The organism is Corynebacterium sp. HMSC28B08 (assembly GCF_001806865.1).
Taxonomy (GTDB): domain Bacteria; phylum Actinomycetota; class Actinomycetes; order Mycobacteriales; family Mycobacteriaceae; genus Corynebacterium; species Corynebacterium auriscanis.
The window spans coordinates 173,814-196,429 of sequence record NZ_KV786169.1 but is presented as its reverse complement, the minus strand read 5'-3'; the positions used below and the strand labels follow the sequence as shown (position 1 = coordinate 196,429).

Here is a 22,616-nt window from a genome sequence, read left to right as displayed (position 1 = left end):
GATCCTGTGAAGCCTGGTCGCGCTGGGGCTGATTGTTCATGTTCTCCAGCATGCCACCGCCTGGGGATGGTGGATCTCAGAGACTCGATAGAATGCGGGACATGACTGATTCTGCGAATTCCACCCCCGCTACCGGCACGGGCGCAGCCGGCGATTCCGCTAACCCTTTTGATGCCTCCCAGTGGCGCGAGGTTCCCGGTTTCGATTTCACCGACATCACCTACCACCGCCATATCGGCACCGAGCGCAAAGACGGTATTGTTCGCATCGCCTTTGACCGCCCGGAGGTGCGCAATGCGTTCCGGCCCCACACTGTCGATGAACTGTACCGCGCCCTCGATCACGCGCGCCGCTCCCCAGATATCGGCACGATCTTGCTGACGGGCAACGGACCTTCCCCCAAGGACGGTGGCTGGGCTTTCTGTTCAGGTGGCGATCAGCGCATTCGTGGCCGTTCGGGCTACCAGTACGCCACTAATCACGATGGAGATGTGCAGGCCGCCACTGCGGATCACGTCGATGAAGCTCGTGTGAAAGCCGAAGGTGGGCGCCTGCACATTCTCGAAGTCCAGCGCCTGATTCGCACCATGCCGAAGGTCGTTATCGCCGTGGTGAACGGGTGGGCTGCCGGCGGTGGCCACTCTTTGCACGTGGTGTGTGACCTCACCTTGGCATCCCGGGAGCACGGGCGTTTTAAGCAAACTGACGCCGACGTGGGATCCTTCGACGCTGGATATGGGTCCGCGTACCTAGCGAAGCAGGTGGGACAGAAGTTCGCGCGCGAGATTTTCTTCCTCGGCCGTTCGTACGATGCGGAAACGATGCACCGCATGGGGGCCGTCAACGAGGTAGCAGATCACGCGGAGCTAGAAAACGTGGCCATCGAGTGGGCCCGCGCGATCAACACCAAATCCCCTACCGCTCAGCGCATGCTGAAGTTCGCGTTCAACCTGACCGATGATGGCTTGATGGGCCAGCAGGTCTTCGCTGGGGAAGCCACTCGTTTGGCCTACATGACGGATGAGGCCGTGGAGGGGCGCGATAGCTTCCTTGAAAAGCGCGATCCGCGCTGGGATGAGTTCCCTTACTACTACTAAAGGCAGTTACCCTAGGCATAGACAGCTACGCCTTGCCCTTGCTGGTGAGCAAGCCTTGCACCCAGCACGTTCGGTTGGCCACGGGCGGGGCTCGCCAGCGTGGCCATCTGCGGAAGTCGTAGTCGGGTGCCAGCCGGAGGGATGGCAAACAATGGTAAATTATAAGTCATGCCTAAAACCACGACCCACTCACCACATCCTCTCCACAGCATTGCAACGCTTCTCGGTCGCATCATTCTGGGCGCTGTGCTCATCGCCCACGGTTGGCAAAAGTTCAAGACGTGGGGGCCAGAACAAACGCAGTCCAATTTCGACCAGATGGGCGCACCCATGCCCGAGATCACTTCCCAAATCGCCACGTGGGTAGAGCTCGTCGGGGGCATCCTCATCATTCTGGGCCTGTTGGTCCGTTTTGTCGGCCCGATCCTCTTCGTCCACATGGTCGGCGCGGTCATCATCGCGCACCGCAGCAACGGAATTTTCGTGCAGGATTCCGGATGGGAGTTGGCCGGTGTTATTGGTGCCGCCGGGCTGTTCCTCGCAGCGGCTGGCGCTGGTGCTTTCAGCTTGGATCACTTGTTCACTGCTCCCTTCCGCGCACGTCGGGCACGCAAGGAGCGTGAGCGCAACCAAGAGGCCGCAGCTCAGACGCCCTTCCCTAGTTACGACAACAATCTGCACGCCGCCAATCCCGCTGTAAATCCCACCACCTCCACAGCAGCCTCCACCGCAAACCCGACCACCGGTTATGGTTCCGTCCCTGCCGCGAACAACAACTTCCCTGCGGGTTCCTCCGCGACGGGTAATGACAACACGGCCACGGAAGTGTTCCGCACTCCACACAACGGCCAGAACAACCTGGACCGCTAGAAACACCAGCAAACCCACAACCCCAGCACAGCCCAAACCCCACAACCTGGATCGCTAGAAACCCGAGAAATCCCAAACCCCAGATAACCCACAACCCCTCCAAACCCACAACACCACCCCCGCCCCTGATCCCCAGATATTCATCTGGGGATCTTTCCCCTTTTGTTCAGGTTTTTACCCAAAAATACTTGACTGCCCCCACTATTGTTCACTAAGTTGTAACTTAAATATCGCACGAACGCTCGTTGGTATCTCCAACAATTGTGCTGAGCCCAACACATTGACCTAACATGCCCCCCTAGGTCGCTGATTTCAAAGAAAGGGGTGCACTATGTTCAACCCCCTAGTTCAACTGCTCCGCAAACTTCGTAACCGTGAAAACATCGCGGAAGGCATAGTGCTGTCCGACGGCACTACTCTGCCGAACAACGAGCATGAATTGGCCTCCTACTTCACCGAACAAGCCGATCTGCCCACTCCCAGCTTGAACGCTCTGGATTCCCGCAGCCCCTCATTCCACTCAGTACTGGCCTACCTCGTGGATACCGGCCGCACGCCAGCTACCGATACCGATCTGCAGATTGCCTACCTAGCTATCCACGATCGGTTGCCCACCGACCTGGAATTCGAAACCGCCCAGCAAATGCTGAAGGAATTCCACCTCCACGTGCCGTCATCCGCTTAGCCCGAAACCCTCTATCCAACCCGCTGAAGCGTAGCCACACAAGCGCCAAGCGTAGCCACACATGCGCCAAGGGTAGCCTAAAAGGCATGTCCGCCACAGTCCCCTTGCAAGCCGCGACAATCTCCGCCGCCCACCTTCCCGCCTCGATCTCTACGCTGCGCCAGGTGATGCAAGGCAAGATTTCTATTCTCCCGCTCCCCCAGGAACCGGCCACCGGATACCCACGCTCAGGACACGCACAGTCGGGCCCCGCGGCACCCAACTCACCCAACCTGGCAACCCTCATGCGCGTGGACGAGCCGATCGAACCCGGCTGCCTTATCGCCTGCACCTCCGGGTCCACGGGAACCCCCAAGGGCGCAATCCTTCATCGTAGTAATCTCCTAGCCTCCATCACCGCGACCGAGACCTACCTGCGCACCACGTTCGGTACCGCTCCCGGCGCATGGCTGCTGGCCCTACCAGCCCACCACATCGCGGGACTACAGGTCCTACTACGCAGCATGCACGCGGGCTTCACCCCTATCGCCGCATCGCACCTCGTTGCCGAGACCCCTTTTACGGCGGAATCCTTCATCGCTGATACCCGTCGCTTGAAAACCACTCACCCTACTGCGGATCTGTACACCTCCTTGGTCCCAGCTCAACTACACCGCCTCACGAGCCCCCAGGCCGTCCGTGCGCTATCGGACTATGCCGCCGTTCTCGTGGGCGGCGCCGCAGCAAACCCGGAACTCATCCGCTCTCTACGCGCCCAAGGGGTGCACCTCACACTCACTTACGGTTCCAGTGAAACCAGCGGCGGCATGGTCTATAACGGTCGGGCCCTACCGGGCGCCAGCATCGCCATCACAGACCCAGACCCCACCACGAACTCAGGGCGCATCACTTTGACCGGCCCCATGGTCGCGCGCGGATATCGCAACGTCGATTCCCGGGCCTCTTTTCCGTCTGATGGCACATTCCTCACCTCTGACCTTGGGGTTCTTTTACCCGACGCCACCTTGTCCATCCACGGCCGCGCCGATGGCGCGGTGAACATCGGCGGGTACAAGGTGCTGCTCGAAGACGTGGAGCGGGCTGCCCGCGACAACGGTGTGACCCAGGGACTGACGTGTGCCCTAGGGGTGAACGATGAGCGGTTTGGAGAGGGCGTCGTCCTCCTCATAGAAGCCAACACCGCGACCACGCCAAGCGACGTGACCCAGCGAGTCCGCGACCAGCTGCGCGGGAAAGTGGAACGGCACCTCATCCCGCAACGTGCGTGGGAAGTCGCCGAACTGCCGATGACGGGACCTGGCAAGATCGACCGGCAGCGGGCCAAAGCATGGGTGCAGACTACACTGCTTACTGATTAGAATCGCGCTGCTTCCGCCGGGTGATGAACCCGATGGCGCGTACAACCCGATTGTTGAGGAGCCAAGAAGCAATTGACCACCGTGTCTCGTGACTACCCCGGAGCCACTCCCGCACAATGGCTGGAGGGAGCGCGCCCGCACACCTGGGCCAACGCATTCGCACCGGTATTGGCGGGAACAGCCGCCGCCGTGCTGGCCGAGCAAGCCGACCTGCTGCGTGCCGTTTTAGCAGGCGTGGTTTCCTGGGCGCTTATCGTAGGTGTGAACTATGCCAACGATTATTCCGATGGGATTCGCGGAACCGACGATGATCGCTCCGGACCACTGCGCTTGACCGGCAGCGGGCTGGTTCCACCGAAGCAAGTGAAATACGCAGCGTTCGCCAGCTTCGCAGTGGCGGGAGTGGCCGGCGTGATCCTCAGTCTGCTGTCTGCCTGGTGGCTGATTCTGGTGGGTGCGGCCTGCATCGCGGGTGCATGGTTCTACACCGGCGGAAAGAATCCCTACGGTTATCGCGGGCTGGGTGAAGTGGCCGTGTTCATCTTCTTCGGACTGGTCGCGGTCCTGGGCACAGAATTTACCCAGACGGGGGCTGTTTCTTGGCGAGGACTGGGCATGGCCGTGGCGGTAGGCGCGCTATCCTCTAGCGTGAACTTGGCCAATAACTTGAGGGACATTCCGACGGACGCGGAAACGGGGAAGATCACGCTGGCCGTACGCTTAGGCGATGCCCGCACCCGTCGGCTGTGGATTGGGCTCATCGTAGCGGCAGTTTTTCTGACCATCGCGATGGCGGTGGGGAATCTCGCCACGCTCTTGGGGCTGATCGCCGTGCCGCTATTTGTCCTAGCGGCCCGCCCGGTTATGGGTGGGGCTAAGGGTAAAGCGCTGATCCCCGTATTGGGAATGACGGGACGCGGCATGCTGCTGTGGTCAATCGCAATGCTGATTGGCGCACTGATCAGCTCGGCTGCATAAGTCGCGTAGGGCTCCTGGGTTGTGCCTGCGTTGTGCCTGGGTTGTGCCTGGGTTGTGCCTGGATTGCGCTAGTTCAAACGTTCCTGCAGCTGACGGCGCATTTGGTCCTTGTGGGCCCGACGATCGGCATCCCACGCTGCGATCTCGTTGTTCACACGACGGCGCAGCTTACTAAACAACAACATGGATAGCGGCAAAGCCAAGATGAGGGCCAGCAGGGCGCTCATCAGCAGCGGGAAGCTGTTCGCCATACCCAAAGCCAAAACAATGCCGTGAATAACCGCGGTCAATACAACGAACAGCAACAGGCGGGCCAACCCGTAGAGTAGAACATCCTTTTTAGTGGACGAGGCCAACTTAGGCTGTTCTGTGGCCTCGGGTCGCACCGGTTGATTCTTCTGGGGGATTGCTTCTTCACTCACAAATTACGAGCCTAGCGCCCGGTGGTCTGCGAAAGCTATTTAGGGCTTTAGAGGTCCACGACCTTATCTGGGTCCCCCAACCTCTCACCCATCCCAACCAGAACCGCGAATACAGCGGTCAGTGCTAAGGCCAACCACACCCACACCTTGTGCCACCGCGGGCCACAGGCTTTGGCGAACACCGCACCGATGAAAGCGCCCAGCGCATTGCACCACACGTCATCGGTGGAAGTTCGGCCCAACTCAAATACATATTGAGCTACTTCCACGCACACGCTAAAGGCCAAACACAGCACAGTCACTTTAAGCACCGCCCGCTGCCGTTGAAACAGTGCGACGAATAGAAGCATGCCCAGGGGTACGAAAAAAGCCACGTTGCCCACGTAATCAAAGACGGGGCCGAACCACGTTGTCGACCGTCGCAGCATGGTGAAAGGCACTAACATGAGCTCTCGGGTTCGCTGGTTCTCCGGCTTCCACAAATACCCGATTTGGAAGAACGCCTTAAGCGTGGTCAGCGCCACAATCACGGCCGCATATCCCACGATCGCGGTCACGATCAGCCCACGCGCAGGCCGCTGCGCCTGCCTTTGTTCTGTGACCGATCCCTGCGATGTGCGCATTCCGTTTTCCCTTCGCGAACACATGAAGCTTTCCTGAAGCAACTTCTCGTCTCAGCTTAAGCGAAGAGTGACCGCCTTAACACCCCACGGTTGTCGGACGGGCTGCCGTAAACGCTGGGCGTTCTGCTACAACTTGTACGAAGAACTAATACACACCACACTGTGGCGTCTTTTTTGTATACGACGCCCCGCTGCCTTCCACCAAGGAGTTTTCCATGGGTCGCTTACTTCTCCTCGTGCTGATCATCATCACGATCGTGTTGTTGTGGAAGGCATTTGGACCAGGATCCGGTCAGTCGGGGGCGGCGAGGGGCGTCGGTAAAATAGGCCGGAAAAACAACCCCACTGAGCTACGCGCTAAGGGGCCGGACGACGATCCTGATTTCTTGTGGAATATCGAGAAAGAAAGGTTTAAACAGCGCCGCGAGGCAGAACGGCAAGCCGAGCGGGAGGCCGAGCAGCGAGCGCGCCGAGAAAGGCTGGAGCGGCTGCGCCGGCAACAGCAGCAGCGCGGTGACAAACCGCATGACGACGGCGAGCCACACGGTGATGATTCCACCGACGGTGGCACCCCACCCCCCGATGATGCGCCGCGACCTGACACTGAACCGTAGTGAGGGCCAACTCCCCGTGAGAGTAAACTCCCCGTCAGAGCAGCTTCACACGCGGGGAGCGCCCCGTTCGGTAGTGGTCGATGAGTAAGAAAATATTGTCCCACTGTTTAAAGATCCGGGCACGTTCCAACAAGCGGGGAACACCCTCGCTCACCTGGTACAAATCCTCCGGCCCATTTTCCAGCGCCAACTGCAGCACGCGCTCCTGCAACCCACTATCAATGTCCACGAAGTGGCAGTAGTCCACGGCGGGATCCCCCACGGTCATATCGGAGAAGTCGATCACCCCCACTCCCCCATCGCGGCTCCACAGTAGGTGGGACTGGAACAGATCGGAGTGCGTCAGGCAGCGCTGTTGGTGTGGGCGGGCAAGTAACGCATCGACCTGGGCGAAGTTTTCCTCCACGGCATCCATTTCTCGAGACGTGAGGTTCGGGGCCAGAAAGTCCGCCATCCGCGACTTCATCAGCGCCATTTTCCCCGGCAGCGTGCGCGGGGATTCGTTGAGCGTAGATGTGGCCGGGCCATCGGACCACCAACACTCCACGCGACTGACCGGCAGCAAATCCGGATCCATCGTGTGCATGCTGGCCAGCAAACTGCCCAATTGTTCCGCAGCCCATTCGCGCTGGCTATCGCTGAGGGTGGCCCATAGTTCTTTAGTCAGGGGCACCCCGGTGACCTCCGTTTGCAAGGTCAACATGACCGGGTTCGGGGTATTGAAAGTGCCGCGAGCATACGCTTGGCGGACAGTTTCTGGCACCCTCACGGAAGACCCGCGGAAGAGCTGCGAGATCAACGCGGATTCCAGCGGCGCTTGATCCCGATACTCGGGCTCGTGGGGAACGCGCACAACGGTAGATTCGGGGACCATGCCCTGCAGTTCCCCTTCAGCGGAAGTGATTCCCCGCAGGATCATCACTGCGTGGTCCATTCCCTGCTCCGGCACCTCTTCGCTGGTCCACGATAAGTCCCGCCACGTTCGGCGCACCATATCCGGCAGTTTTTTCAACGCAACCATGTTGGGTTATCCACCTACTTCCTCACGCACCAAAAGATGCTGCAGGTAGCGCCCGTAGGCGCTTTTCGCTAACGCATCCGCCCGGGATTTCAGCTGATCATCATCGATGTATCCCAGCCGCCACGCGACTTCCTCCGGACAGCTGACCTTCAACCCCTGGCGCTTTTCGATTGCGCGAACAAAGTCGCCGGCCGCGGCCAGATCGTCCACGGTCCCGGTATCTAACCACGCTGTACCGCGGGGCAGTATCTCCACCTGCAAGCGGCCTTGCTGCAAATATGTGCGGTTGATGTCGGTGATTTCCAGCTCGCCCCGTGCGCTGGGAGACAGTCCCTTTGCGATCTCCACCACATCGGAGGAATAAAAATACAGTCCCGGAACCGCATAATTGGACTTCGGCCGCTGGGGCTTTTCCTCTAGGCTGAGTGCCCGCCCGTTGGCGTCGAAGTCCACCACTCCGTAGGCCTGGGGCTCTGCTACCCAGTAGGCGAAGATGGCCCCGCCATCGGGATTGTTGAACCGGCGCAGTTGCGTGCCCAACCCGGCACCGTAGAAGATGTTGTCCCCCAACACTAGAGCTACTGAATCGTTGCCGATGAAGTCCTCGCCCACAATGAACGCTTCGGCCAATCCCCCTGGGTGATCTTGCACCGCGTACTGCAAGCTCACACCGAACTGGCTGCCGTCGCCCAGAAGTCCTTTGAACTGCTGCGCATCGGCGGCCGTGGTGATCACCAGGATCTCCCGCACACCTGCCAGCATGAGGGTGGTCAGCGGGTAGTAGATCATCGGCTTGTCGTACACGGGGACGAGCTGCTTGGAAATCCCTTGGGTGATGGGCCACAGCCGGCTACCCGTCCCTCCGGCGAGGATGATGCCTTTCACTAGCGGCCCCTCCCGCCACTGGGGTTCCGGGCGCCGCCGTTATCGGAAGGCTCGCTCCACGCTTCAGATTCGGCCAAGGCTTCGGCCCAGTCGCGCCGCAGTTCTTTTTCCCATCCCCGAACGTCGTTATAACTGCTTAGGCGGTCCCGTACCTGGTCCACGGTCGGCGCCGTGGCATCCTTCTGCGACAATACTGCTGCCGACTGCTCAACGGGCCAATTGATGTTCAGGGTGGCGTCGAAAGGATGCAGGCCAAACTCCCGGTCCGGGTCGTAGGCTTCGGTCACCAGGTAGTACAACGTGGCGCCTTTGTGTTCCGACGCCACCCCGTGCCCCACGCCCAAGGGAACGAATAGGGCGAAATTATTCTGCTCGTTGAGGGGCACCTGCAGGTGCTTGCCGAACGTGGGGGAACCCACCCGCACATCGACCAGTACATCGGTTACTCCTCCGGCCACGCACGTGACCAGTTTCGCCTGTCCGGGCGGAACTTCTGCGAGGTGGATGCCGCGGATGACATTCGCCCCCGAGCGTGAGAGATTGGACTGCGCAATATTGAGGGGATACCCCAGCTTCTCCGTGAACTGCTCCCCACGGAAGGCCTCGTGGAAACTGCCACGATCATCGCCGAACACGCGCGGTACGTACACCCAGGCGCCTGGAATGGGCAGATCCACAATGGATCCGGGATCGGCTTGTTCCAAGGCTTCGGCGATGGAACGGCCGTCGGCAACGGTGGTCAGCTGGGTATCGCTCATGGAGACAATGTTAGCGGGTGGGCGTGGGCTGAATGCATCCTCGGTAAGCAATCAGAAAGATTCCCCGATCCATTACTCCGACCCACGTCAAAGCCACGTCACACCCACACTGCGTTTCTATCGGAGTGAATTTACACGAAAAATTGCTCTTCTGGATTTCACGGCGTGGAGAATCCAAGGCTTGGTAAATGCTTAGTAATAGACCGCCAAGGGGCCATCCGGGCCGTCGATAACCGTGACGGCGGTGTTGAAGATGTCGGTGAGGATCTCCCCCTCCATGATCTCTGCACTAGGGCCGAAACGGGCGATCTGACCGTTTTTTACCGCGCAGATGTAATCCGCGTACTTCGCTGCGAAGTTGATATCGTGCAACACCACAATGATTGTGCGGCCAAATTCCTTGGCGGCGCGCTGCAGGTGGCTCATCATCTGCACCGAGTGCTCAATGTCTAGGTTGTTCAGGGGTTCATCCAACAGCACGTAATCAGTTTCCTGGCACAGCACCATTGCCACATAGGCGCGCTGGCGCTGTCCACCCGACAACTCATCGAGGTAACGATTCTCCAGCTCGGTCAAGTGCAGGAAGTCAATGTATCGACTGATGATCTCCTCGTCTTGCCTAGTGAGGCGCCCATGGGAGTGCGGGAAGCGCCCGAATCCGACCAATTGGCGAACCGTCAGTTTGGTAATGAAGTGGTTTTCCTGCCGAAGAATCGACAGCACCTTGGCCAAGTCCTTGGACTTCGTGGAAGAGACATCCATCCCCGCGACCGTGATCTGCCCCTCATCGATACCCAGCAGACGCCCAATCATCGTCAACAAGGTGGACTTACCTGCTCCGTTTGGTCCCACGAGTGCAGTAATGCCCTGCGCGGGAATCTCCAGAGTTGCCGGGCCAATGGCCACTTCACTGGTGTACGCCTTGCGCACATTCTCCAAATGAATCACAGTTTGCCCTTTCGCAAAATGACGTACAAGAACAGCGAACCACCGACCAGTTCGATGATGATGCTCACCACTCCCTGGGCGTAGAACACGTGGTTCATCATGAAGTAGGCACTGGTCAGCACCACGAATGCGGTGACAAACGCCATGGGGAACACCAGCCGGTGGTCATACGTACCGGCAAATTGATAGGCCAAGGTTGCCACGAGGAACCCTAAGAACGTCATGGGTCCGACCAACGCGGTGGATACGGCCATCAGCACCGTAACCAACACCAACACCATGATCGTGTTCCTACGGTGATTGAGGCCGAGGTTCGCGGTGGCGTCGGGTCCCAAAGAAATAACGTTGAGGCGCCGCGACATCACCAGTAGCCCAACCCCCGCCAAGCCCACGAGCACAACCGAGACGGGGAAGTATGCGGGGTCTGCGTTAGACACGCTGCCGAAAAGGCGCGCCGTCAGTACATCGAATTCACTGGGGGTTAGCATGCGCTGTAGAAACGTGGATACGGAGCCTAAACCTGCGCCCATGACAATGCCCACCAGCAACAGGGAGTGCATGTTGCCCCGCTTGCCCGTGAGCAACCAGCCGTAGAGCATGACGGCCACAACCACCATCAGGGCGATCTGTGCCACGAACATTCCCGTGGAACGCCCAGCCGCTACCCCGGCGATGCCGAGGAAGTACACCGTGGCGGTGTGTAACGCCACGTACAGAGATTCAAAACCCATGATGGATGGGGTGATGATGCGGTTGTTGGTCACGGTATGAAATGCCACGGTGGCCAGCGACTGGCACAGCGCAACGATCACGATGGCGATCACCGCGTTCATACGGCGCTCGGCGAGCAACCAGAAAGCCGGGGTCCCCACCGGCATGGGATTTCCATAGGCTAGCAACCCAAACGCGAATGCAAGGCCTGCGAGGACCAGACCAATGAGGAAAAGCCAGTAGGTACGACGAGCCACCGCCGTGGGGAACGCGCCGGCGGACCTGGTCGATCGCGACGCGGATTCTGCGCGAACGCCCACTGGCGAGAACTCGGTAGGTGAAATGGAAAGCCTATTAGCCACGACGACGTTGCCTCACAATCATTGCAATGAACACTGCCGAACCCACCACGCCCAGGATGACGGACACGGGGATTTCAAATGGAGCGATGACAATGCGGGCAAGCAGGTCGCACACCGCAACTACGGCGATGCCCGTGAGTGCTACCCACGGCAGATTGCTGCGCAGGTCATCACCACGGATCATGGAAACCAGATTGGGCACGATCAGCCCCAGGAACGGCAGGTTGCCCACCACGACCGTGACCACACCGGTGGCGACAGCCACCAGGCCCGTTCCAAGGAAAAGCACGCGCTGATAGTTCAACCCCAACCCCGTGGCGATGTCTTCGCCCAAACCAGCCACAGTCAGGCGGTCTGCGATGAGGAACACCGCGACGACCACGCCAGCGACGATCCACAACACCTCATATTGCCCCTTAAACACGCTGGTGAAGCTTCCGGCGAACCACACGGTGAGGGACTGCAAGGCGTCGAATTGTAAAGCGATAAATGTGGAAACAGAAGAAACCACAGCACCCAACATGATGCCCACGATGGGGACAACCAGCGACGACCGAAGGGAGACCCGCCGCAGGAAAAGGAAGAAAACCATCGTGCCGATAAACGATGCTGCAATAGCCCCGACCATCCGACCGGTCAGCGAGGCGGTAGGGGCAAAGATCATGACCAAGAGCAACCCCAAACCAGCCCATTCGGTGGTGCCGGTGGTGGTTGGGGAAACGAACCGGTTCTGCGTAAGCATTTGCATTACCAGCCCAGACATCGCCATGGCCGCGCCGGCGAGCACCAATGCGATGGTGCGCGGGATGCGAGTGAGAGCGAATATCTCGGCGCCATCCTCACCGGAGAAGATGTCGTACTCGCCCGTCATCAGACTCGCGGCCAGTAGCGCTGCAACAAGCAGGACGGCGAGAAGCAACTTGAAATCCAGTCGCTTACTTCGTGTGGTGCGTTCCAAGGTGGCCGTCGCCAATTCGTCCTCCTTTGTTGTCAGAGTGCGCGCCCTGGGTAGGGGTGCTCACCTCAGCAGCTCTAGGCCTTTTCGAATGCGTCCGCGATAGCGTTCAGCATCTCGGTGTAGGTGATGATGCCTTCGTTGACGTAGGTATCCTCCGGCGCAAACACGACGACGTCATTCTTGACTGCCGGCACGTTCTTCAGAGCATCCGCGCCCTTTAGTACGTCCGCAGCGGGCTTGTATCCGGGCTCCTCAGCAGCGGAAATCGCAGCATCACGATCCATGACCAGCATTACATCCGGCTTGGAGTTTGCGATGGCCTCCACGCTGATGTCATCACCCTGGTGGTCATCGGAGGCGTTAGCTACCTCCAGCGCAGGAGTCAGCTTCAACCAATCGAAGATCGGGCCGAAGAAACGGCCTTTACCTGGGGCTACATAGCCCATTTCACCGCCGGAAACGTTGATAGCCATGACCTTCTTCTTCGGGTCGTAGGCCTTCTTCGCGCGTTCGATCGCCTTATCGAAGTCATCCACGAGTGCCTTAGCCTCGGCCTCCTTGCCGAAGATCTTGCCCATGGCCTCGGTCTCGCGCTTCAATTCTTTGTCCAAAGACTCGCCGTCACGCGGTTCGAATTCCACGATCGCGGCTTGAGGGTTCAGCTTCTTGATCTCGTCGTACTTGGTCTTAAAGCGCTGCCCGTTGATGATTAGATCTGGCTGCGCGGCCACTAGGGCTTCCATATTGGGTTCACGGTGGCTGCCCATATCCTTGATGTCTTCGTTGTTGCGGATGTTCGGCAGGGTCTTGGGCACAATCTGCTTTGGCGCGGCAACGAGGTCCACACCCCACTTGTCCAGAATCTCGAACGTGCGGTTGTCGGTCGAGGCGATCTTGGTCGGCTTCATGGGCACCTGTTGCGTGCCGTGATTATCCTCAATGCTGATCTTTTGGGCGTTTGCATCGGCGGAAGACGTTGTTTCTTTAGATGAGCCGGCATCGTCGGATCCGCAAGCAACAAGAGTGAGACCCGCTGCAACAAGCACAGCGGCAATCTTGGTTCGGGTGAAGGTCATTGAGAAATCTCATTTCACTAGGATTGGTCAACTGATTTTTGCCGCCGGCCGTCACCCGGTGCACTGTAGAGCCAATGACCGTGGGGCGGCCACTCCTCTTGTGCCGGCGCCTCACATTCAAGGATTAGGCATGTCTAACCCTAGCTCTAGAAAAGTAAGGCTAGCCAAAGATAGGGTTGCCTGACAAATCCCCCACCCCCGCAGCAATTTATACGGAAGCTAACAAAAACGGCATTTATTGCACAGAATTTCTTCTCCAACAACTATCGTGATCTGTTATGTCTGAAACATCGTCGCGTAGCCAACCCGCTGCTCATGAGGAAAAGAAGATTCTCGCAGCCACCCTCGTAGGTACGACCATTGAGTGGTACGACTTCTTCATTTACGCTCAAGCCGCCGGGCTGGTGTTTGCCTCCCAGTTTTTCAAGCCCCTAGGCGAGGACAACGCCACACTTGCCCAGATCATCTCCTGGGCCTCCTTGGGTATTAGCTTCCTCTTCCGCCCCCTGGGAGCGATGGTCGCTGGTCACCTCGGCGACAAATTGGGTCGCAAGCGCGTTCTCGCCGCCACCTTGATCTTGATGGGAGCATCCACCGCGGCGATCGGTCTGCTGCCGAGTTACGCCTCCATTGGCATAGCTGCGCCGATCCTGCTGATCTTGCTGCGCGTGCTCCAAGGCTTTTCCGCCGGTGGCGAGTGGGGTGGCGCCGCCCTTTTGGCAGTGGAACACGCACCACGCAACAAGCGCGGCCTATTTGGTTCCTACCCACAGCTGGGCGTACCACTCGGACTCTCCGCCGCCACCGCGGTTCTGCTGATTCTCACGGCCATCGTCGGTAAAGATGGTTACATCGAGTGGGCGTGGCGCATCCCATTCCTCCTATCCATCGCACTCGTGGTGGTGGGTGCAATCGTTCGCTCCCGCGTGGCCGAATCTCCCGTGTTCGAAGAAATCCGCGAACGCGCACAGCAGTCCAGCGCCCCCTTGGGCGTAATGATGCGCGAGCACCCTGGTCTGGTAGTCAAAGCAGCCCTGATCTTCGCCGCCAACAACGCAATCGGCTACATGGTCATCGCGTTCATGGGGTCGTACGCAGCCAAGACGTTGAAACTACCCCAGCAGCAAGTGTTCATCGCCGTCATCGTGGCTTCCCTCCTGTGGGCAGCTCTCACCTTGTGGTCGGGCGCGTTGTCGGACAAGATCGGCCGCCGCCAAGCCTTTACTCTCGGCTACATTTCCCTGTTCGTCTTAATCGTGCCCGTCTGGCTACTGATCGATACGGGCAAAATAGTGTGGTTCACCGTTGGCATCCTGTTGCTCATCCCGGGCTTGGCCCTGAGCTACGGTCCACAATCCGCCATGTACGCCGAATTGTTCCCCCGCTCCATCCGTTTCTCCGGAGTGTCCGTTGGATACGCATTGGGGTCCGTGCTGGGCGGAGCTTTCGCACCTATGATTGCGCAACTTCTGCTGGATAAGACCGGCCATGCCTGGTCCATCGGCATCTACCTCATGGTCTTGCTGGCCATCTCTACAGCTGCCACGTTGACTGCACCGAAGGATCTACACACCCGCGAGCTGTAAGCCCCTTTCGGACCCTTCACTCCTCTTTGCCGCCGAACCGTTAAATCTCTTTTTCGGTTTGGCGGTATTTCTTTTCCGACGCCACCCTGGCCTCCCGCCACCACTGCTCGTTGGCTTGGTACCAATCCACAGTGGCCGCCAGTCCTTCACGGAAGTCCGTGTACTTCGGTTGCCATCCGATGGCCTGAATACTGCTCGGATCAATCGCGTATCGGCGGTCGTGGCCAGGGCGATCAGTCACGTGGACGAAATCATCAGCACTGCGCCCAAAAACCTCCAGGAGATCCCGCACAACCTCAATGTTGCTGCGCTCCCCGTCCGCGCCAATGAGGAACGTTTGTCCATTTTCAATGGCAACGGAGGCGGGGTCTGACGCTGCCACCGCATCGAGGATCGCCCACACCGCGTCGTTGTGATCATCTACGTGGATCCAATCCCGCACGTTGGCACCGGTGCCGTACAACCGCGGTTTCTCGCCATTAATCAAGCCTGTGATCTGCCGGGGGATGAACTTCTCCGGATGCTGGCGCGGACCATAGTTGTTGGAACAGTTGCTGATGGTTGCGGAAAGCCCGCGGGAGCGTACAAAGGCCCTCACGAAATGGTCCGCAGAGGCCTTGGAGGCGGAGTACGGGGAACTGGGCGCGTAGGGAGTATCGACGGTAAACCGCGCTGGATCATCGAGAGCGAGATCCCCAAACACCTCATCGGTAGAGATGTGGTGCACATGGATGCCATGCCGCACGGCGGCCTCGCACAGATTAACCGTGCCTTCCACATTGGTCCGGGCAAAGATCCCGGGCCACAACAGCGAATTATCATTGTGACTCTCAGCTGCAAAGTGGACGATTGCGGCATGGGAATTGGTGCTCGGCAAACCGGCCACCCAATCGGAAACTAGAGTTGCGACCGCGTGGGCGTCGGCAATATCCACCTGCAAAAAAGAAAAGCGATCGGGAAAGGCCTGCACAAGTGGCACCCCATCGGGAGTGGTGAGGTTGGCGGGATTGGCGGCGTACGTCATGGCATCGACCATAAGGATGCGTACTTCGGGGCGGTGCGCCAACGTGCGGTGGACAAAATTGGAGCCAATGAACCCGGCACCACCCGTGACGAGCAGATCCGTGAAGGCGCCGGCAGCACCTGAGTCGCACTGAGAGGCAGCAGTGGAGGTGACACTCATACTTAGAGCATAGAGGGCACGCACTGGGACGGGACTAGTTGAGCCCCGCGTACGAGTGCAGACCCGCAATAACGATGTTGATGAAGAACAGGTTGAACACCATCGTCGCAAATGCCACGACGTTGATCCAGGCGGACGCCTTACGGAACCCCGGCGTCGCGCGAGCGTGCAGGTACGCCGCGTAGAGGATCCAGGTGATCAGGGACACGGTCTCCTTCGGATCCCATCCCCAGAAACGGCCCCATGCCGCGTCAGCCCAGATGGCGCCAAAGATGATACCCAGACCGAAAATCGGGAGAGTCCACACACACGCACGGTACGCCAGGGCATCCAGCTTCTCGGCTGCGGGCAGCGGCGAAATGATCGCGCCGAGCACCCCCTTCTCCTGCCCCTTGGGTTGCGTCCGGCGGAACAAGTACATCAAGGAGGCGATGCCGGAAACCAAGCCAATGCCACCACCGATAGACACGGTAGAGACGTGAATCACGAACCAGTAGGAACGCAGGGAAGGAACCAGCGGTGCGGTCTCGGCGTACAGCTTTGTACCCGCGTAAAACATCACGGCCACCACGGGAACCAGCACCCACGGCCACATCACGCGCATGGACTTGCGACGAATAACGAACGCGGTGATCACCATGCCGAACAGGGTGACCATCGTGATGTATTCAAACAGGTTGCCCCACGGGAAGCGATGAGTTGCCGTTCCACGCAGTACGACCTGCAAAAAATGCACCGCAATACCCAGCCACACCAATGCTTGGGTAATACCGCCCCATTTATCGGCGCGCTTCACGCGTGCGATGACGTTTTCGGAACGCAGGCGTTCCGGCAGGTGATATTCCAGCGCTGTGCCGCGGGAATCGTCACCGCGTTCCAACGTGGCCACACCACTAGACCCCCCAGCGGCCGCACTGGCGCCAACTGCGGACGCGACCTCTGCGTTCTTACTCAGCTTCTTCATTTCAGCAGCGCGTGCCGCGCGCAGCTCGTTGGCAATACGCACCATGCCATAGAAGACCAACGACACAGCTAGTGCCAATAGGTAAATGCCCACGGTGGTGCGGTAGGCCAAATCGGAAAACTGCGATAAATCCTGATCGATGTTCATCTCAACCACTCAAATCCTTCGCGAATACGCGCCTCGTTCCGCAATCCGGCTGAGGATCCGAAGCGGGGCAATAGATCTAAAACTAGCCGTTTGACTAGGCCTAAACAAGATGGTCGTCCAAGCCGTCGTTGTACCGGTGATCCCAATCCGAGTTACTTGCGTCATGGGTATCGTCAAGGTCCTCTTCCTCCAGACCCAGCAACTGCTCGGCCTTTCGGTTGAATTCACGGCCCCAGCCGGCAGAATCGGTGCGGGACAAGCCGGCGATTTCAATCGTCATCGTGCCAGTCCCATTCGGAATCAAACGGACCCAGAACCGGCGGCGCTTGATCATCAAAGACAGCGCCAAGCTTCCCAGCATCAACACTGCGAACACCAGTACCGCGTACACCGTTGGATCGCGGGAGACCTGCAGGTTCACAAACTCCTCAGCACCATCGAAGGTAATTTTCGTGCCATCGTCGAGCGTTACGGACTCGCCCTTCTTCAGGTTTACGCGGTCCAACATTTGCATCGCGCCACTGTGCATCTGCCCCGGATCGAGGGAGAAAATATTCTGGCTGCGACCACCATCCAGTCCAGTGTCACCACGGTAGACGTCCACAGCCACGGCTGGGTCACGCATCGCTGGGAAGTTCGAGCTGAGGATCTTGTTATTCGGCCCAGTGAATTCCGCTGACGGCGCGAACAAACCTTGGATGCTGATCTGGTGTGCGCGACGATCCTGCAGGTTCGGATACATACCCGCCGGTGGATCCCACCGCATCGCTCCGGAGGACAGGAAGAACGTCAGATCATCAGGTCGGAACTGCGTGGTCTCCGTGCGCTTTTCACCATTCGGCCATTCAATGGTGAAGGTGGGGGCGTAACCGTGGCCCTGCAAGTACACGCGGTTACCCGCTAAGCGCAGTGGGTGATTCACACTCAACGTGGCCTGGTTCCACTCTTCCTTCGGCTTAAACGCCTGTTCGGGGTTAGCCCAATCGATGTTGGATGCGAACTCCACCGCTTGGCCGTTCGGCGTATAGGTGGCTGAAAAGTCCTTGACGTTCACGCAGAACGGAGTGAGCCCCGTACCGTCGAATAGCGCACCATGGCGGAAAGAATCGAAGTTGGAGACCGCGGAGTTACAGAACTCGGATTGCTCCGTGCCGGCTACCACGATCACTTGGCCCTCATAGTAGGCCAAGCGCCCCAATCCAACAGCTGCCAAAATACCTACAAGCGCCAAGTGGAACACCAAGTTTGCCGCCTCGCGCAGATATCCCTTCTCGGCAGAGATTGACCAGTGGCCCGCACGGTCGTCCTCGGCCGAGGTTTCGCGGACATTCCATCCCTTGAACATCTCGCGCACGCGCTTCTTGGCGGTGCTCTCGTCCACCTCCACTTCCCCACTGACGGAATGCGGCATGCGCGTCAATCGCTTCGGCGCCATCGGTGGATGAGTGCGCAATGCCTTGTAGTGGTCCCATGTGCGCGGCAGGATGCAGCCAATCAAGGACAGCACCAGCAGCACATAGATGGCGGTGAACCAGGGGGACGAGAATACATCGAAAAGCCCCAGTTTGTCGAAGACTTGCGCGGTCTTCCCATTGGCGTTGATGTAATCCAGCACCTTGGACTCGTTGAGCGACCGCTGTGGCAACAGCGCACCGGGAATCGCGGCAATCGCCAGCAAGAACAACAGCACCAACGCCGTCTTCATCTTGGTCAGCCACAGCCACCCCCTCTTCGGCCAGTCCACAATCCGCGCGGCCACACTGCGTCGCTTCGGCCCGGGCTGTGCCGTCGCTGCAGGCTGGCGCTGGTCAGTGTTGTCTTTTTTCATTGCCTCTAGTTCCGTTGTCTTCGCTGACTTCTTCTTCACGAACCGTCAACCGCTTTCTTTTCCCGACGCCCATTCCCAGCGGGTTAAATGGGCAGCGTGGCGTCGGAAATAAATGCCTGGCGAATGTACTCCACGAAAACCGCCCACTGGCCGGTGACCAGCAACAACCCCACGATGATCAACAATGCTCCGCCAATCATCTGAATGAGTCGGGAGTGCCGGCGCAGCCAGCCCACCCCGGTCAAGGCCTTGGAGGATCCGAACGCGACCAAGATGAATGGCAATCCCAAGCCCAGGCAATAAGCAATGATGAGGGCAACTCCGCGGGCTGCAGTCATGCCTTGAGTGCCGGTGGAAACCGAGATGATCGCGGCCAGCGTGGGGCCCAAACACGGAGTCCAACCGAGCGCGAACACACCGCCCAGCAAGGGGGCCCCGGCAATGGTGGTCCAACGTTTGGGCGCCAATCGGGTATCGCGCTGTAAGGGTTTGATGAATCCCAAAAAGACGATGCCCATGATGATGGTGACCACTCCGCCCAGGCGCATGAGCAGCTCTTGATTGAGCTGCAACGCGGTAATCGCGCCGAACACACTGACGGAGGCGAGGACGAAAACCACCGTGAAGCCGGCAACGAACATCAACGCCGCGGACGCGGTTTTCGCCCGGCGCGCTTTCACCACGGTGCCCTGGGCAGTGTATTCGGTTTCTGCTCCCACCACGCCAGCCAGGTAGGAAATATAACCCGGTACCAGCGGAATCACACACGGGGAGGCGAAGGAGACCACCCCCGCGAGGGCAGCGGCCAGCAGGGCCAGAATGATCGGGCCGGACGCGGCGGTATCCGCAAACGACTGCCCGATCGACGACTGGGCGGCTAGGTACGTCATTTTTCAGATTCTTCCAGCAGCGGTTGAACTACCTTCCACAACTCATCATCGGTGACTTCCTTCAGGAAGATGTGCGCGGGACGGTGCTGCTTATCTAGGACAATGGTGGTGGGAATCACACTAGCTGGAACACCGCCCAACGCCAGTGCCGTCTTAAACGGCGGATCGTAGATAGACGGGTAGGTAATACCGTTGTCCTTGACGAAATCCTGAGGCTTCGAACGGGCTGCATCGCGCACATTGATCCCCAGCAGGGTGCCACGACCGTCTTTTTCTAGCTTTTCCTGTACCCGCTGCAGGTCGTCGGATTCCGAACGGCACGGCCCGCACCACTGTCCCCAGGAGTTCAACACGACGACCTTGTTGTCGAAATCGCTGAGCTGGATGGGTTTATCGGACAACAGGTCCTTGCCCTCAAAATTCTGCACTTCCTTGCGCTCGCTGGGCGGGTAAGAAATGCTAGTTTGCCCACCGGGGGAAACGAATTGGAAGGTTCCCCCCACAGCTACGGCATTCTGCCCAGCCGTGTTTCCTTCGCCACAGGCTGCAATAGTGGCTGTGAGCCCGATCGTGGCAATGGTCGCACCGATCTTCTTGAACCTAGACTGCATCGCTACCTAAATCTCCTGCGCTGGCTCTGAGTAATAGATATCCGTCAAGTGCGCACCATCGAAAACGAGGGAAGTTACAGAGGCCACCTCGCATTGACGGGCCGCTGGGTTGTGAGCCAAGGGCAGGCCCATGGCATCACGCTGGATCATGACGATCGGCAGCTGATGACTCACCAGCACGGCTTCATGACCGCGCGCTTTATCGCGAGCGGCCTCCACGGCCTCCCACATGCGATCGCGAATCTCAGTATAAGGCTCGCCCCAGCTGGGGACAGTGGGGTTTTTCAACAGTGGCCACAACTTTGGGTTCCACAGTTCGCTACGAATGCCCTTGATGTGCCGCCCCTCCAACTGGTTGCCGGCTTCCAGCAGGCGTTCATCTGTTTCGATGGAAAGATTGGTGGCCTTGGCGATCGGAGCGGCGGTCTCCTGCGCGCGCTGCAGCGGTGAGGCAGCCACATAGGTGACGTCGTGATCCGCGAAGTCCCGGGCGACCGCGTGAGCCATATTCCGCCCGCGTTCCGAGAGGTGATATCCGGGGATACGCCCGTAGAGAATCTTCTCTGGATTGTGGACTAAGCCGTGACGAACCAAGTGAACGATCGTTGCCATGGTGTTGTAGTTTAGCGCCCTTCGGCTCAGTCTCCTAAGCGGGTTTATTGCCGAGACCTTGGGTTTTCCTGCCAAACCGCTGGAGCGCCAGCGATCACGCTTCCGCAGCGGCCGCGGCTTTCGCCGCCGCTGCGGCCGCCTTCTCGATCCGCGCGAAGTCATCGTCGGTCAAAGCCGCGGAGACAAACCAAGTTTCGAACACACTCGGGGGTGCAAAAACACCGCCGTCTAACAGCGCGTGGAAGAACGGGGCGTAACGGAAAGTCTCGGCCGCTTGCATCTGCTCGAAGTTCGTCCCCTCCCCCTCCGCAAATCGGAAGCTGAACATACTGCCCGCCCGTTGGACGTGGTGGGTAACGGATTCAGCGCTCAGAGCATCCGAGATCAGCTGAGCAACCCGATCCGCATTGGAATCGAGCGTGCGGTAGACGGCGACGTCGGCCAATTGCAAAGAACGCAAACCAGAGGCCACAGCAACGGGATTGCCCGAGAGCGTGCCTGCCTGGTAAACGGGGCCGACCGGAGCAAGGTGATCCATGATGTCCGCCCGGCCGCCAAACGCAGCCGCTGGCAGACCGCCGGATACGACCTTGCCGAACGTGGTGAGGTCACCGGCAACTGCATCCTTTCCGTACCAGCCCTGCTCCGAAACACGGAAGCCAGTCATCACCTCATCCAGAATCAGCAGCGCGCCGTTGGTGTGGCAAACTTCCTTGAGCTGCGCGTTAAATTCACCGGGATTAACGGTGCCCATATTGCCCGCAGCGGCCTCGACGATCACTGCTGCAACCTGGCCCTCGTTGTCCGCGAAGGCCTTCTTGACGGCCTCAATATCGCGGTACGGCACCACGATCGTATCCGCAGCTGCGGCCGTGGTGATGCCTGGGGAATCTGGTAGGCCAAAGGTGGCGACACCGGAACCGGCGGCCACCAGGAGGGAATCCACGTGGCCGTGGTAGCAACCCTCAAATTTGATGATCTTGTCTCGGCCGGTAAAACCGCGCGCCAGGCGGGTGGCGGACATTGTGGCCTCGGTGCCAGAGTTCACCAACCGCACCTTCTCGGCACTCGTACGACGAACGATCTCGTCGACCAGGTCGACCTCCATGCTGGTGGGCGCACCGTACGACAACCCCTTAGCAGCGGCGGCGGCCACGGCATCCACGATCTCCGGGTGCGCGTGCCCGTGGATCATGGGGCCCCAGGAGCAGATGAGGTCAACATAGGTATTGCCGTCCTCGTCGTGCAGGTGGGATCCCTTGGCGCTGGTGATGAAAGGAGCAGTTCCGCCGACGGAGCCGAAAGCGCGCACTGGAGAATTCACCCCACCTGGGATGACCTTGCGGGCGCGTTCCATGGAAGCTGCGCTAGTAGTGTGATCCAAATGTGCGGCAGGGGTGGACACGTTGAGGTGTGCTCCTTACGATCT

24 protein-coding genes are annotated in these 22,616 nt (G+C 59.2%); 7 read left to right on the top strand and 17 right to left on the bottom strand.

The window, feature by feature from the left end; all coding sequences use genetic code 11:
* Window positions 1-101: 101 nt before the first annotated feature.
* Complete coding sequence (locus HMPREF3098_RS07655) at window positions 102-1,097, top strand: 1,4-dihydroxy-2-naphthoyl-CoA synthase (protein WP_070434630.1); 996 nt, start codon at window positions 102-104, stop codon at window positions 1,095-1,097.
* Between the two features lie 11 nt (window positions 1,098-1,108).
* On the opposite strand, the gene HMPREF3098_RS11540 is transcribed toward HMPREF3098_RS07655, so the two are convergent.
* Complete coding sequence (locus HMPREF3098_RS11540; RefSeq protein WP_168156003.1) at window positions 1,109-1,267, bottom strand: hypothetical protein; 159 nt, start codon at window positions 1,265-1,267, stop codon at window positions 1,109-1,111.
* On the opposite strand from HMPREF3098_RS11540, the gene HMPREF3098_RS07650 reads away from it, so the two are divergent.
* From HMPREF3098_RS07650 to HMPREF3098_RS07635, 4 genes are all read left to right on the top strand, one after another.
* Window positions 1,266-1,967, top strand: a complete 702-nt coding sequence (locus HMPREF3098_RS07650; protein ID WP_070434629.1) for a DoxX family protein — start codon at window positions 1,266-1,268, stop codon at window positions 1,965-1,967. The two genes, HMPREF3098_RS11540 and HMPREF3098_RS07650, sit on opposite strands and share 2 nt — an antisense overlap.
* 331 nt (window positions 1,968-2,298) lie before the next feature.
* Window positions 2,299-2,652, top strand: a complete 354-nt coding sequence (locus tag HMPREF3098_RS07645) for a hypothetical protein (RefSeq protein ID WP_052094922.1) — start codon at window positions 2,299-2,301, stop codon at window positions 2,650-2,652.
* 86 nt (window positions 2,653-2,738) lie between these two features.
* Window positions 2,739-4,010, top strand: coding sequence for an AMP-binding protein (locus HMPREF3098_RS07640; protein WP_070434628.1), 1,272 nt, complete (start codon window positions 2,739-2,741; stop codon window positions 4,008-4,010).
* A 72-nt stretch (window positions 4,011-4,082) separates the two neighbouring features.
* Window positions 4,083-4,988 (top strand): 1,4-dihydroxy-2-naphthoate polyprenyltransferase, encoded by a 906-nt coding sequence (locus HMPREF3098_RS07635; RefSeq protein WP_070434627.1) that lies wholly within the window; start codon window positions 4,083-4,085, stop codon window positions 4,986-4,988.
* Between the two features lie 68 nt (window positions 4,989-5,056).
* On the opposite strand, the gene HMPREF3098_RS07630 is transcribed toward HMPREF3098_RS07635, so the two are convergent.
* Together HMPREF3098_RS07630 and HMPREF3098_RS07625 are read right to left on the bottom strand one after the other, a co-directional pair.
* Window positions 5,057-5,410 (bottom strand): DUF4229 domain-containing protein, encoded by a 354-nt coding sequence (locus tag HMPREF3098_RS07630; RefSeq protein ID WP_371440971.1) that lies wholly within the window; start codon window positions 5,408-5,410, stop codon window positions 5,057-5,059.
* A gap of 47 nt (window positions 5,411-5,457) precedes the next feature.
* Complete coding sequence (locus HMPREF3098_RS07625; RefSeq protein WP_070434626.1) at window positions 5,458-6,033, bottom strand: VanZ family protein; 576 nt, start codon at window positions 6,031-6,033, stop codon at window positions 5,458-5,460.
* Between the two features lie 215 nt (window positions 6,034-6,248).
* Between HMPREF3098_RS07625 and HMPREF3098_RS07620 the strand changes: the two genes are divergently transcribed.
* The gene (locus tag HMPREF3098_RS07620; RefSeq protein WP_070434625.1) at window positions 6,249-6,647 is read left to right on the top strand and encodes a hypothetical protein; all 399 of its coding nucleotides are present in this window, start codon (window positions 6,249-6,251) and stop codon (window positions 6,645-6,647) included.
* Between the two features lie 34 nt (window positions 6,648-6,681).
* Here HMPREF3098_RS07620 and HMPREF3098_RS07615 read toward each other — a convergent pair whose 3' ends face one another.
* The 7 genes from HMPREF3098_RS07615 to HMPREF3098_RS07585 all read right to left on the bottom strand — a co-directional run bounded on the left by HMPREF3098_RS07615 (window position 6,682) and on the right by HMPREF3098_RS07585 (window position 13,366).
* Complete coding sequence (locus HMPREF3098_RS07615; protein WP_070434624.1) at window positions 6,682-7,668, bottom strand: aminoglycoside phosphotransferase family protein; 987 nt, start codon at window positions 7,666-7,668, stop codon at window positions 6,682-6,684.
* Window positions 7,669-7,674: 6 nt separating this feature from the next.
* Window positions 7,675-8,553, bottom strand: a complete 879-nt coding sequence (gene rfbA, locus HMPREF3098_RS07610) for a glucose-1-phosphate thymidylyltransferase RfbA (RefSeq protein WP_070434623.1) — start codon at window positions 8,551-8,553, stop codon at window positions 7,675-7,677.
* The gene (locus HMPREF3098_RS07605; RefSeq protein WP_070434661.1) at window positions 8,553-9,311 is read right to left on the bottom strand and encodes a dTDP-4-dehydrorhamnose 3,5-epimerase family protein; all 759 of its coding nucleotides are present in this window, start codon (window positions 9,309-9,311) and stop codon (window positions 8,553-8,555) included. Before HMPREF3098_RS07605 ends, rfbA begins: the two co-directional genes overlap by 1 nt.
* A gap of 192 nt (window positions 9,312-9,503) precedes the next feature.
* Window positions 9,504-10,259, bottom strand: coding sequence for an iron ABC transporter ATP-binding protein (locus HMPREF3098_RS07600; protein ID WP_070434622.1), 756 nt, complete (start codon window positions 10,257-10,259; stop codon window positions 9,504-9,506).
* Complete coding sequence (locus tag HMPREF3098_RS07595; RefSeq protein ID WP_141739713.1) at window positions 10,256-11,290, bottom strand: iron chelate uptake ABC transporter family permease subunit; 1,035 nt, start codon at window positions 11,288-11,290, stop codon at window positions 10,256-10,258. Before HMPREF3098_RS07595 ends, HMPREF3098_RS07600 begins: the two co-directional genes overlap by 4 nt.
* A 34-nt stretch (window positions 11,291-11,324) precedes the next feature.
* Entirely contained in the window at window positions 11,325-12,305 is a 981-nt protein-coding gene (locus HMPREF3098_RS07590) for an ABC transporter permease (RefSeq protein WP_070434621.1), read from the bottom strand.
* A gap of 59 nt (window positions 12,306-12,364) precedes the next feature.
* Window positions 12,365-13,366, bottom strand: a complete 1,002-nt coding sequence (locus HMPREF3098_RS07585) for a siderophore ABC transporter substrate-binding protein (RefSeq protein WP_070434620.1) — start codon at window positions 13,364-13,366, stop codon at window positions 12,365-12,367.
* A gap of 278 nt (window positions 13,367-13,644) precedes the next feature.
* On the opposite strand from HMPREF3098_RS07585, the gene HMPREF3098_RS07580 reads away from it, so the two are divergent.
* Complete coding sequence (locus tag HMPREF3098_RS07580) at window positions 13,645-14,952, top strand: MFS transporter (RefSeq protein WP_070434619.1); 1,308 nt, start codon at window positions 13,645-13,647, stop codon at window positions 14,950-14,952.
* A gap of 40 nt (window positions 14,953-14,992) precedes the next feature.
* Here the strand turns inward: HMPREF3098_RS07580 and rfbB are convergent, their stop codons facing one another.
* The 7 genes from rfbB to hemL all read right to left on the bottom strand — a co-directional run bounded on the left by rfbB (window position 14,993) and on the right by hemL (window position 22,592).
* Entirely contained in the window at window positions 14,993-16,135 is a 1,143-nt protein-coding gene (gene rfbB / locus HMPREF3098_RS07575; RefSeq protein ID WP_070434618.1) for a dTDP-glucose 4,6-dehydratase, read from the bottom strand.
* Window positions 16,136-16,169: 34 nt separating this feature from the next.
* Entirely contained in the window at window positions 16,170-17,246 is a 1,077-nt protein-coding gene (ccsB, locus tag HMPREF3098_RS07570) for a c-type cytochrome biogenesis protein CcsB (protein ID WP_070434617.1), read from the bottom strand.
* A 100-nt stretch (window positions 17,247-17,346) separates the two neighbouring features.
* A complete protein-coding gene (locus HMPREF3098_RS07565) occupies window positions 17,347-18,951 on the bottom strand; it encodes a cytochrome c biogenesis protein ResB (RefSeq protein ID WP_083284334.1) in 1,605 nt (534 codons plus the stop codon).
* 206 nt (window positions 18,952-19,157) lie between these two features.
* A complete protein-coding gene (locus HMPREF3098_RS07560; RefSeq protein WP_070434616.1) occupies window positions 19,158-19,964 on the bottom strand; it encodes a cytochrome c biogenesis CcdA family protein in 807 nt (268 codons plus the stop codon).
* The gene (locus HMPREF3098_RS07555) at window positions 19,961-20,575 is read right to left on the bottom strand and encodes a TlpA disulfide reductase family protein (RefSeq protein ID WP_070434615.1); all 615 of its coding nucleotides are present in this window, start codon (window positions 20,573-20,575) and stop codon (window positions 19,961-19,963) included. Before HMPREF3098_RS07555 ends, HMPREF3098_RS07560 begins: the two co-directional genes overlap by 4 nt.
* A 6-nt stretch (window positions 20,576-20,581) precedes the next feature.
* Window positions 20,582-21,187 carry a histidine phosphatase family protein gene (locus HMPREF3098_RS07550; protein WP_070434614.1) on the bottom strand — a complete coding sequence of 202 codons (606 nt, stop codon included), beginning with the start codon at window positions 21,185-21,187 and terminating at the stop codon, window positions 20,582-20,584.
* 94 nt (window positions 21,188-21,281) lie between these two features.
* Window positions 21,282-22,592, bottom strand: coding sequence for a glutamate-1-semialdehyde 2,1-aminomutase (gene hemL, locus HMPREF3098_RS07545; protein WP_070434613.1), 1,311 nt, complete (start codon window positions 22,590-22,592; stop codon window positions 21,282-21,284).
* Window positions 22,593-22,616: the final 24 nt, after the last annotated feature.

Coding starts and splice junctions, on each gene's coding strand:
- HMPREF3098_RS07655 (WP_070434630.1), top strand. CDS start 102: ATGACTGATTCTGCGAATTCCACCCCCGCTACCGGCACGGGCGCAGCC.
- rfbB (WP_070434618.1), bottom strand. CDS start 16,135: ATGAGTGTCACCTCCACTGCTGCCTCTCAGTGCGACTCAGGTGCTGCC.
- HMPREF3098_RS07565 (WP_083284334.1), bottom strand. CDS start 18,951: ATGAAGACGGCGTTGGTGCTGTTGTTCTTGCTGGCGATTGCCGCGATT.
- HMPREF3098_RS07605 (WP_070434661.1), bottom strand. CDS start 9,311: ATGAGCGATACCCAGCTGACCACCGTTGCCGACGGCCGTTCCATCGCC.
- HMPREF3098_RS11540 (WP_168156003.1), bottom strand. CDS start 1,267: ATGACTTATAATTTACCATTGTTTGCCATCCCTCCGGCTGGCACCCGA.
- HMPREF3098_RS07560 (WP_070434616.1), bottom strand. CDS start 19,964: ATGACGTACCTAGCCGCCCAGTCGTCGATCGGGCAGTCGTTTGCGGAT.
- HMPREF3098_RS07640 (WP_070434628.1), top strand. CDS start 2,739: ATGTCCGCCACAGTCCCCTTGCAAGCCGCGACAATCTCCGCCGCCCAC.
- HMPREF3098_RS07585 (WP_070434620.1), bottom strand. CDS start 13,366: ATGACCTTCACCCGAACCAAGATTGCCGCTGTGCTTGTTGCAGCGGGT.
- HMPREF3098_RS07620 (WP_070434625.1), top strand. CDS start 6,249: ATGGGTCGCTTACTTCTCCTCGTGCTGATCATCATCACGATCGTGTTG.
- HMPREF3098_RS07550 (WP_070434614.1), bottom strand. CDS start 21,187: ATGGCAACGATCGTTCACTTGGTTCGTCACGGCTTAGTCCACAATCCA.
- HMPREF3098_RS07615 (WP_070434624.1), bottom strand. CDS start 7,668: ATGGTTGCGTTGAAAAAACTGCCGGATATGGTGCGCCGAACGTGGCGG.
- HMPREF3098_RS07645 (WP_052094922.1), top strand. CDS start 2,299: ATGTTCAACCCCCTAGTTCAACTGCTCCGCAAACTTCGTAACCGTGAA.
- HMPREF3098_RS07555 (WP_070434615.1), bottom strand. CDS start 20,575: ATGCAGTCTAGGTTCAAGAAGATCGGTGCGACCATTGCCACGATCGGG.
- HMPREF3098_RS07580 (WP_070434619.1), top strand. CDS start 13,645: ATGTCTGAAACATCGTCGCGTAGCCAACCCGCTGCTCATGAGGAAAAG.
- HMPREF3098_RS07650 (WP_070434629.1), top strand. CDS start 1,266: ATGCCTAAAACCACGACCCACTCACCACATCCTCTCCACAGCATTGCA.
- ccsB (WP_070434617.1), bottom strand. CDS start 17,246: ATGAACATCGATCAGGATTTATCGCAGTTTTCCGATTTGGCCTACCGC.
- HMPREF3098_RS07625 (WP_070434626.1), bottom strand. CDS start 6,033: ATGCGCACATCGCAGGGATCGGTCACAGAACAAAGGCAGGCGCAGCGG.